The following is an 8,865-nucleotide window of genomic DNA, read 5'->3' as shown; positions in this document are numbered from 1 at the left end:
TCCTCTGGGTCAGTTTTACGGCTATAAATACGATGGGGTTTATACCACAGCTGATTTTACACAAAATGCCAATGGAAGTTATGCCCTTAAAGATGGTGTAGCACGTTCAAAAGCTGGCGTTGTAGCAAACATCAAGCCGGGGGATGTGAAATATCTCCCAACGGCAGGTAATAAAGATGCCAACGGCAATCCAACATGGAGCACTGAAGACCGTACGGTTATTGGCAATGCACAACCTAAATACCAGGGTGGTATAACCAATAGTTTTGCTTATAAAGGATTTGACCTCACTGTCTTTATGAATTTTGCTGTAGGTAATGAGGTTTTTAACATGAATTCACAACGTTTTATCGGTCCATATCTTCCAAACCAGAATGCCTTTACTGTAATGAATGACAGGTTTAAGCTGGTAGACCCAAATACGGGGAGGGAAACGACTGATCTTGCCCGTCTTGCTGCCCTGAATCCGCAGCAGTATGATAAAAAAGCCATGTGGAGTCTTCATTCCAGTAATAATATAGCAACAACTGATGCGCTGGATTATTATATAGAGGATGGTTCATTTCTTCGTTTGAGTACAATTACGCTTGGCTATTCCGTTCCTAAAAACCTGCTGAAGAAAATTAAACTTCAGGGACTCCGTTTCTACGGCACGCTGAATAATATCTATACCATTACAGGTTATAGCGGCTACGATCCGGAAGTATCAGCAACATCAAGTGTGCTAACCTCTGGGGTGGATAATTCTGCGTATCCTCGCACAAAAAGTTATGTATTAGGTCTCAATGTAACATTTTAACAAGTTATGATCATGAAAAGAATTTCAAATATTGGCTATGTGATAGGCATGGCACTTTCTATACTTACTATTTCTTCCTGTAAAAAGTTTTTAGACCAGCCTTCTGAATCCAAATTTAACAGCGGGACTATTTTTGAATCTGTAGGTAAAGCCGAGATGGTCGTGGTTGGCTGTTATTCGCAAACTTTTAACCGCGAATTGTATTACCAGCTAGGCATGGGCACCGACGAATGTATCTCAACGGAAGGAGAGACAAATAGCAAAAATCAGGTCGCTAATTACATCTATACCCCGGCAAATATCCCTACGTCCACTTATACGGCCATGTATATGGGTATAGAATATGCTAATGTTGCCATTAAAGGACTTGAAGGCATGACGGGATTTTCTGATGCCGAACAGTTGAAGATCAACAGCATGTTAGGTGAGGTATATGCTATCCGAGCGATGAACTATTTGAATATCATCCGCTTTTTTGGGGACGTGCCCTATTCTATCGCACCAGTTGGGGAAACGGGTATTTTCACCTCTTCCAGGGTGAGTCGTGATGTCATTTATGATGGCTGTATTGCCGACCTGCAAAAAGCGGTGACCTTGTTGCCATGGAAAAGTGCGGGAGCGGTGAGTACAGTAGAAAGGTTTACTAAAAATTCAGCCAATGGCATACTTGCCCGCGTAGCTTTATATGCTGCAGGCTATTCTTTGCGCTGGGATTTAAACACCTATTCTGCCGGATCTGTTCAGATTGCGCAGCGTCCGGATAAGTCACGGATCAAAGAACTTTATAAAATTGCTGCGGATGCCTGTAAAGAGGTGATCGATAAAGGTGAGAATACACTTTTGTCTAGTTTTGAAACGGTGTTCCGCGATTTGATTACCCGTAAATACAACAGTGAGTCGATGCTTGAATTTGGACAGTATGGTAATGACAACAATGGCAGTGTGGTCGGTTATTCTAACGGAATCTTTGTGCATACCAGTAGCTTGTTTGGCAAAAGTCAGCCAGCTATGGGTGTTACGCCTACTTATTGGTTTGATTTCGCTGAAGGTGATACCCGTAGGGATGTAACCATCTGCAATTATGGAATCGATAGTGACAATAGCAGAAAAATGAATGCTTACTCCAGTAACACCATTGGTAAGTTCAGGGTAACCTGGGCAGATCAGATAGGTACCGCTATTAACAAAAGAGATATCAACTGGCCGGTATTGCGTTATTCAGATATTCTGCTGATGTATGCTGAAGCCTTAAATGAATATTATAACAGTCCTACTGCTGAAGCCAAATCAAGTTTAGAGAAAGTCCGCACACGTGGTTTTGGTGGCGATGCGAGTAAAATTGGAACTACCCCGTCTGATTATCTCGGCTTCCGCCAGGCTATTATTGATGAGCGTAAATTTGAATTTGGTTTTGAAGCCTTAAGAAGAACAGACCTTGCACGTTGGGGTATTTTATATGAAACGTTAAGTGCGACTAAACAAAATGTAATTGACCTGGCTAATAGAACTGGTAAATATGCAAATAGCGACCTTTACAGGGTTTATAAAAAGGAAATTGCCACAGGCTTTAAAGATCCAGTAGTTGCTGTTCCTTATACAGCCTATAACCAAATGACCAGTGCAGATTCTACTAGATTAGTAGCTGCAGGAAACATTGTATTAAGAATGCGTGGCGCATCGCCACTCAATTCTCAGGGTGTGTTAACGGCCAATGCAGCCTTGGTAACTAACCTTTTCCGTGGTCTGGAAAAGAATAAAGTTGAAATTTTACCACTGGCTACCAGTACCATTGATGTGAATAGTGGCTTAAAAGGACAGCAGCATCCTAAATATTAAGAATTAATATATAATATACATCTTTAAGGTTTATACATTGAAACGCTTCCTGTTTTGGTGTATAAACCTTAAGCATTTCAAACCTAATAGAATAATGATGACTTTGATTCCCTCTGTACGTACCTTTTTGCTTGTGCTTTTATTGCTACCGCTTAGTGCTGCTTTTGCTCAGCCTAAGGAGCCTGAATGGGTGGCTAAAGTTGGTGCCAGAAAGTTTAAGCTTAAAACTACTTCTTTTCCGGTAAATAATTATGGAGCCATAAACGATGGGAAAACCCTAAATACCAAAGCTATTCAACGGGCAATAGATGCTTGTGCTGCTAAGGGTGGCGGTATGGTGACCTTCCTGCCAGGCAAATATTTAACGGGTTCATTATTTGTGAAGAGTGGAGTAAACCTGCATATTGGTACAGGGGTAGAGTTGATGGGCAGTCAGGATATCAACGATTATCCCGATATGGATACACGTGTTGCCGGAATTGAAATGAAATGGCCTGCGGCCTTGATCAATATCATAGGGCAGCAAAAAGCCGCAATTTCTGGCGAAGGCTTGGTCAATGCACAGGGAAAGCCCTTCTGGGATTACTATTGGAATTTGCGTAAGGAATATGATCCCAAAGGATTACGCTGGATTGTTGACTATGATGCCCGTCGCCCGAGAACAGTGCTAGTCAATTCCTCAACTGATATTGTGGTAAAAGACCTGACTTTTCAACAAGCTGGTTTCTGGACAGTACAAATCCTTTATTCTTCTTACGTAACAGTAGACCATGTAACCATCAATAACAATATTGGCGGCCATGGACCAAGTACAGATGGAGTCGATATAGATTCTTCATCGTGGGTATTAGTGCAAAATAGCGATATAGATTGTAATGATGATAATTTTTGCCTGAAAGCTGGCCGTGACTGGGATGGACTGCGTGTTAACAGACCTACAGAATATGTAGTCATCCGCAATTGCATAGCCAGAAAAGGTGCAGGGTTACTGACCCTGGGCAGTGAAACTTCTGGTGGGATTCGCCATGTATGGGCAACAAATCTTGTTGGTTATGGAACGGGCAATGCCTTAAACATCAAGTCGGCCATGACCCGCGGAGGTACAGTTGAAGATGTGTATTTCAGTAATATCGTGATGCATGGTGTAGGAAATGTGCTTCAGGTAAACCCTAACTGGAACCCTACTTACAGCTATTCTGAGCTTCCAGCAGGTTATCATCCAGACTCGATACCAGCGCACTGGACGAAATTACTCACAAGAGTAGAACCTCAATCTTTGGGGATTCCCAAATTTCAGGATATCTATCTTTATAATATCAAGGCTACTGGTGCCAAAAAGGCCATTCATGCCATGGGTATCGAAGCGGTGATGTTGAAGAACTTTACACTTGAAAAACTTGATATACAAGGTATTTCTGCTGGAGAGATTAGCTTTGCTAAAGGATGGAAGATAAAAGACGTTGTGATCAATGCGGAGAATGGGAATACTCCTGTAATTACAGCTTCAGATCCCCTGAATTTTAACAAATAAGCATGCTTCTCCATTTAACTTTGCAGTTCAATATTACCTGATTTCCCACATATGAAGATAGTTTCGTTAGCCTTATATATTACCTTTTGCTCGATTTCCGCCTTTGCTCAAGAATTATACCCTCCCTCATTGAGTAAGAAAAACTGGCATGATGAAGAGCGTAGCCTGCGGTATACGCCTTCAGGAACCTCTTTTTATATTAAAAATGGCAATCGTCGTTTTACGCGTGCCTTATATGGAACAAACACAGCCTTCAGGGTGGAGGCCGGTGATTTACCTGAGTTTGCCATGTATATGCCAGGCATGGGTGGAAACTTGAAACTGGGAATCATCTCTGGCAATGAAAGTAAGTGGCTAACCAAGGCTGCGGATATAAAAGCATGGTATGATTCGGGAGAAATGCGTTACGAGATTACTGATCATCTTTTAGGAAAGAGTGGAAAAATATTACTCAGTGTTTTAGCCCTTGGACAATCTGAGGGCCTGGTTGTCAAAGCCCAATTTGTAGGGGTAGCTAAAGATGTGCAGCTTTTCTGGTCCTTTGGAGGTGCCAGTGGTAAGAATTTCTTCCGTAGTGGTGACATGGGACCAGACCCTGAGTCTGTATTTTACTTGAAACCTGAAAATTGCGTTAATAATGTGTTTCAGCTCCAGGGAAACCTGTTTACCTTGCAATATGGAAAGGAAAAAACGTTACGAGGTTCCTTTCCCTCTGCCAATTTACATCTTGCAGATGCCTCCTCGCAAAATGATCCTCTCCATATGGACAAGTCTTCTGGCAGCACTCATCCAGTGTTGTGTGGAAAAAAGACAGTAGAAAATGGTAAAGACTTTTATATCTGTATTCAAAATCCTTCGGGCGAGCTGGGCAAGCAAGCGCTGTCTGTAGAAAAAGAATACCTTAACGCAGCGCTAGCTACTAAGCGAATTGCAGAGCGCATCAAGATTCATACCCCAGATCCATATTTAAATACAATTGGTGGAACGCTAAGCCTGGCCGCAGATGCCATCTGGGAATCACCTTCATATATGCATGGCGCAGTAGGTTGGCGCATGCGGTTGAATGGATGGCGTGGGCCTTATGCTGCTGACCCTTTGGGCTGGCATGACCGGGCAATAGAACATTTTAGTGCTTATGCAAAATCGCAGGTGCAAGACCCACCCAATGGGCCGGTAGAAGCAGATACTGCCCTGAACCTTGCCCGTTCAAAGGAAAAAATGGGAACCTCTATGTTTAGCAGAGGGTATATCAGTCGCGAACCTGAAGGGAAATCGCTCAGACCTCACCATTATGACATGAACCTTGTCTATATCGACCAACTGTTATGGCATTTCAACTGGTCGGGCGACCTGAAATTTGTGAAAGAGATGTGGCCAGTGATCAAACTTCACCTGGACTGGGAAAAGCGGAACTTTGATCCAGATGATAATGGTCTTTACGACGCCTATGCGGTAATATGGGCAAGTGATGCCTTACAATATAGCGGAGGTAGTGTAACCCATTCTTCAGCATACAATTTCAGGGCAAACCAGTATGCGGCAAAGATTGCTGTGTTATTGGGAGAAGATCCTTCATTATATGATCAGGAAGCGAGGAAAATCTTGAGGGCAATGAATGAACAACTCTGGCTTCCTTCTAAAGGCTGGTTTGCCGAATACAAAGATGCTTTAGGCCTTCAATTAGTGCACCCTTCGGCAGCACTGTGGACTATCTATCAAAGTATAGATGCCGGAGTGACAGATCCTTTTCAGGCTTGGCAGAGTTTAAGATATGTGGATACTGAATTGCCACATATTCCCATCAGGGCAAAAGGGCTTAACGATAATGGTTATTATGCACTGTCAACAACCAATTGGATGCCCTATGAATGGTCCATTAATAATGTTGCGCTGGCAGAATCTACCAATACTGCTTTAGCCAACTGGCAGGCAGGGCGCACAGAAGAAGCTTTTAAACTATGGAAAAGTGAACTGCTGAGCAGCATGTACCTTGGTGGTAGTCCGGGGAATTTTGTGCAGATATCCCATTACGATGCCATCCGAGGCGAGGCTTACCGTGATTTTGCCGATCCAGTGGGTATAAATGCCAGGGCCTTAGTGGAGGGGTTATTCGGTATTGTGCCAGATGCATTGCATCATTCACTCCTCTTGCGGCCAGGTTTACCTGCAGCATGGGACTTTGCTGAGCTGTCCATTCCAGACCTTTCCTTTGCCTTTAAGCGGATAGGCAGTGTAGATGAATATGTGATCACACCTTCCTTTTCCCGTAAGCTCGATCTCAAGATGAGAATTAAAGCGAGAAGCACTGTGCTTAAATCGGTTACGATCAATGGCAAAAAGGTAAAGTGGCAGGAGGTGAAAACTGCCATAGGTTTGCCTGAGATTGAAATTAAAAGTGCCCCGGCATCCAGGTATGTCATAAAATTGGTGTGGGGAGAACAGGCCTTTGAAAATCCAGCGCTGAAAAACAGCGTGCTACAAGGAGAATTCTATACCGTGAATTTTCCAAATGGGGTGATCAATGATGTATTTGATCCGCAGCAGGTGTTTTCAAATCAGAAGATTTCTGGTGGAAACTTGAAGGCTAATGTTAAAGGAGAAACCGGTAACCGAACTGTATTTGTCAACGTAAAAGTAGGCGATTTTAATTACTGGTATCCTGTATGTTTTGAAGTTAAAGAAAGACTCCAAAAAAGTTTACCGATAGTAGCTGCAGAACTAAAAAGCAAACAATTAGAGAGACAAAACCTAACCCCTTATTTTAATGACCAGGTAACGAACATTTTTAAAAACAAGTACCTCTCCCCACGTCCAAAAACAACCACACTCCAGTTGCCAGTGCAGGGAATAGGCGATTGGCCACACCCTATGCTTCAACCTGAAATTAATGATGTTGGTCTTCGAAAAATGGCTGCTAAAGAAAATAATATCACACTTCCTTCAGGACTTAGCTTTAATACACCAGCAGACCCGGCGCTAAAGAATATTATATTCAGTTCACGATGGGATAATTTCCCCACGGTTGCAGAAGTGCCCCTTTCCGGCAAGGCCGCTGCGGCACATTTCCTCATGGCAGGGTCTACAAATCCAATGCAAAGCAGGATGGATAACGGAATGATAGAGATTTGTTATACCGATGGCACTTGTGATAGCCTGATGTTGCGCAATCCTGAAAACTGGTGGCCTATAGAAAAAGATCTTTATGAGGATGGCTTTGCATTTAACACTGGAGCAGAACGTCCCTTAAGAATTCACCTTAAAACAGGACTGGTCGTTGATGAAAAAATGATGTCATCTGCTGCTTTAAAATTATGGAATGGCAAAGAGATAGAAGGTGGTGCGGCAACTGTTATAGGGATGCCCCTTGATCCTGGAAAAACTCTTTTAAAAATGCGATTAACCACCTTATGCAATGATGTTGTTATTGGGTTGATGGGAATTACACTGCATCGTAATTAGCTCTTATAGCTTAAGGAATGAGGAACAACTCATAAAAAGGGAAGGTGTTTTTGTGTAAATTGCTTTTTTTATGCAATTTAAGCTGAATGATTAGCACAGTAACAAGACCTTTTCATGTTCCACATAAAGCATAGATTTATTTTCTGGCACCAGAAACCTGCACTATTTTTAGTCAGCCTGGTGAGCTTTTATGTTGGTGCTGCTTGTTCCAAGGCAGGAAGAGTGATGACATCCATGAGTGTTTTTCTTTTCCTGCTGCTCACAAATGTAACGCTTAAGGCACAGTTAAATAGCAATATTACCCGGTATACTACTGAAAATGGTTTATCGCACGATGGAATATTATCTATTACGCGCGACAAAGAGGGGTTTATGTGGTTCGGCACCTGGGATGGTATCAACAGGTTCGATGGACATGATTTTGTAGTCTATAAAAGCAGACCTGGTGATGCCTCTAACCTTAAAAATAATAAAATACGGAACATTGTTGAGGACAAAGATGCCTATCTGTGGGTAGAGACCTATGACAATAAAATATATCGCTTTAATAAAAAGACCGAACAGTTTTTGCCGTTGTCTGATGGTACTTATAGGCATCTTTTCCAGGATGTAGTAATTTCCAGGATCATCCCTGATCACAACGGTGGGGTATGGTTGCTTACCCAAAATCATGGAGCATTATATGCATCAGGGGGAAGTTCAGCAGATCCTACGATCTTGCCTTACCATAAAAAAGCTGTGGGTGGCTTTAAAATAAGTGGTAATCAAGTTAGCTTTTTAATCAGGGACTCCTTAAACAATATATGGATGGGGACCGAAAATGGATTAAGTCGTTTGAAATCCACCAGAAAGTGCTATGTTAATGTTCCCTTTAATAGTAGGGATTCAAAACTTATCTCTTCTCATTCCTTTACTTGTGCTACTCAGAAAGGAAGCCTCCTCTTTTTTGGAACTGCAGATGGAACGCTGATTACCTATAATTTACAGACAGGAACCTTTCGCGAAATTTTATTAAGTAAAGGAACCAGGTTAAATGCAATTTGTAATGGGCGTTCGGGATTTTTGTATATATCCACCAAAGGAAAAGGATTGGTTACGCTTGATCCTCAGTCTTCTAAATTCAAGTTTCAAGGGTTGTCGCCCACCGACACCTATCATTCTTTATATGAAGATGGCAGTGGACAAATCTGGATAGAACCAGAAGCTAAAGGCATTGTAAAGTATAATCCACAAAACAAGA

General features: G+C 42.2%; 4 protein-coding genes and 1 pseudogene. All 5 read left to right on the top strand.

Going from position 1 to position 8,865, the window contains the following annotated elements:
* Positions 1 to 799 (top strand): annotated as a pseudogene (locus ACR2F7_RS08860) (SusC/RagA family protein); the annotation flags it as partial.
* Positions 800 to 811: 12 nt separating this feature from the next.
* Positions 812 to 2,635, top strand: coding sequence for a RagB/SusD family nutrient uptake outer membrane protein (locus ACR2F7_RS08855; protein ID WP_432713217.1), 1,824 nt, complete (start codon positions 812 to 814; stop codon positions 2,633 to 2,635).
* Between the two features lie 94 nt (positions 2,636 to 2,729).
* Positions 2,730 to 4,166, top strand: coding sequence for a glycoside hydrolase family 28 protein (locus tag ACR2F7_RS08850; RefSeq protein WP_432713216.1), 1,437 nt, complete (start codon positions 2,730 to 2,732; stop codon positions 4,164 to 4,166).
* A 129-nt stretch (positions 4,167 to 4,295) separates the two neighbouring features.
* Positions 4,296 to 7,625 carry a DUF4450 domain-containing protein gene (locus ACR2F7_RS08845; RefSeq protein WP_432713215.1) on the top strand — a complete coding sequence of 1,110 codons (3,330 nt, stop codon included), beginning with the start codon at positions 4,296 to 4,298 and terminating at the stop codon, positions 7,623 to 7,625.
* Between the two features lie 114 nt (positions 7,626 to 7,739).
* The coding region (locus ACR2F7_RS08840) for a ligand-binding sensor domain-containing protein (protein ID WP_432713214.1) at positions 7,740 to 8,865 on the top strand (1,126 nt) is incomplete at its 3' end.

The sequence above is a fragment of the Pedobacter sp. genome (assembly GCF_045628745.1).
Taxonomy (GTDB): domain Bacteria; phylum Bacteroidota; class Bacteroidia; order Sphingobacteriales; family Sphingobacteriaceae; genus Pedobacter.
This window is presented reverse-complemented; position numbering and strand designations above follow the sequence as displayed.

Excerpts from the sequence above, each read along its gene's own strand:
- ACR2F7_RS08855 (WP_432713217.1), top strand. The coding sequence starts at position 812 with ATGAAAAGAATTTCAAATATTGGCTATGTGATAGGCATGGCACTTTCT.
- ACR2F7_RS08850 (WP_432713216.1), top strand. The coding sequence starts at position 2,730 with ATGATGACTTTGATTCCCTCTGTACGTACCTTTTTGCTTGTGCTTTTA.